The organism is Streptomyces anandii JCM 4720, assembly GCF_014650655.1.
GTDB lineage: Bacteria > Actinomycetota > Actinomycetes > Streptomycetales > Streptomycetaceae > Streptomyces > Streptomyces anandii.
This window is the reverse complement of sequence record NZ_BMVJ01000003.1, coordinates 411,319-413,240: the sequence shown is the minus strand read 5'-3', so window position 1 is coordinate 413,240 and position 1,922 is coordinate 411,319. Positions and strand designations below refer to the sequence as shown.

At 72.4% G+C, this 1,922-nt stretch carries 2 protein-coding genes; both read right to left on the bottom strand.

Annotation, left to right across the window (positions count from 1 at the left end; genetic code table 11):
- On the bottom strand, nucleotides 1-1,239 hold a 1,239-nt coding region (locus IE249_RS07805; protein WP_229857797.1), incomplete at its 3' end, for an aldehyde dehydrogenase family protein.
- 141 nt (nucleotides 1,240-1,380) lie between these two features.
- Nucleotides 1,381-1,922: helix-turn-helix domain-containing protein (locus IE249_RS36605; RefSeq protein WP_229857795.1), on the bottom strand; the 542-nt coding region annotated here is incomplete at its 5' end.

The window sequence follows — 1,922 nt, the reverse complement described above, 5'->3', positions numbered from 1 at the left end:
GGACGTCACCGAGACCACCGGCCCGAAGATCTCCTCCTGGAAGATCCGCATCCGGTTGTCGCCCTCGAAGACCGTGGGCTGCACGTAGTAGCCGCCCTTCAACTCGCCGTCGTACTCGATGCGTTCGCCCCCGCTGAGGACCCGGGCACCCTCCTGCCTGCCGATGTCGATGTAGGAGAGGATCTTCTCCAGCTGGTCGTTGGAGGCCTGGGCGCCGATCATCGTGTCGGTGTCGAGGGGGTGGCCCGGCTTGATGAGCCCCGTGCGTTCGACCGCCGCGCCGACGAACTCGGCGTAGTGGCCGCGCTGGATCAGGGCCCGGGAGGGGCAGGTGCACACCTCGCCCTGGTTGAGCGCGAACATCGTGAAGCCCTCGAGCGCCTTGTCGAGGAACTCGTCCTCGGCCGCGGAGACGTCGTCGAAGAAGATGTTCGGCGACTTGCCGCCCAGCTCCAGGGTGACGGGTTTGATGTTCTCGGCGGCGTACTGCATGATCAGCCGCCCGGTCGTCGTCTCACCGGTGAACGCCACCTTCGCCACGCGCGGACTCGACGCCAGCGGCTTGCCCGCCTCCACGCCGAAGCCGTTGACGATGTTGAGCACCCCGGGCGGCAGCAGGTCGGCGACCAGGCTCATCCAGTAGTGGATGGAAGCCGGCGTCTGCTCGGCGGGCTTGAGCACCACCGCGTTGCCCGCCGCCAGCGCGGGCGCGAGCTTCCAGGCGGCCATGAGGATCGGGAAGTTCCACGGGATGATCTGCGCGACCACGCCCAGCGGCTCGTGGAAGTGGTACGCCACCGTCCCCTCGTCGATCTCGCCGAGCGAACCCTCCTGGGAGCGGATCGCCCCCGCGAAGTAGCGGAAGTGGTCGATGGCCAGCGGGATGTCGGCGGCCAGGGTCTCGCGCACCGGCTTGCCGTTCTCCCAGCTCTCCGCCACCGCCAGCGGCTCCAGGTGGGCCTCCATGCGGTCGGCGATCTTCAGCAGGACGTCGGAGCGTTCGGACGCCGACGTCCGGGCCCAGCCCGGCGCGGCGGCGTGCGCCGCGTCCAGCGCGCGCTCCACGTCCTCCGCCGTTCCGCGCGCGACCTCGGTGAACGCCTGCCCGTTCACCGGCGACGGGTTCTCGAAGTACTGCCCCCGGGCCGGCGGCACGTACTCCCCGCCGATGAAGTGGTCGTAGCGCGCCTGGTAGGAGACGATCGCGCCCTCGGTGCCCGGCGCCGCGTAACGAGTCATCCTGGTCTGCCTCCCTCAGCAGCGCTGCCCGCGGTTGGGCAGCTCTCGCCGCGACGCTAGACACGGCCACGTTGCAACGACGTTGCGCGATCTGGCGGCCTGGTGGCCCGGTGGCCTGGTGGTTGAGCCGAGCCGCAGGGCCTAGCGGGCGTGCGGGCCGGTCGGTGCCGCGAGTTCCGCCTCGAGCGCGGCGAGCCGGGAGCGTACGGCCGCCGCCGGGCGTACGGCGGCCAGGGCGCGCCAGACCTCCAGGTCGTCCTCTCCCCACGGCGCGTGCGCCCAGTCGGCCAGCAGGTCCGGGTCGCGGCGGGCGATGAGCGCGCCGCGCAGCCCGTCCGCGAGGCGCTCCCGCAGCCGCACCACCGCCGGAGCCTGCGAGGCGGGCAGCAAGGGACCGCCGTACGCCGCGGCGGCCGCCGCGACCGCCCCCGTGCGCAGCCGCCGCTCCACCACGGCCGCGTCCGACACCACCGGACGGCTGAGCCGGTACGGACGCGACGCGAGCAGCCCCGGCCCCAGCACCCGGCGCAGCCGGGCCAGTTCGGCGCGCAGCGTGACGGGCGTGACCGACTCGTCCTCGTACAGCGCGCAGAGCAGCTCGTCACCGGTCACGCCCTCGGGACGGCGGGCCAGCAGCACCATGATCTCGCTGTGCCTGCGGCTGAGGCGGATGGAGCGGCCGT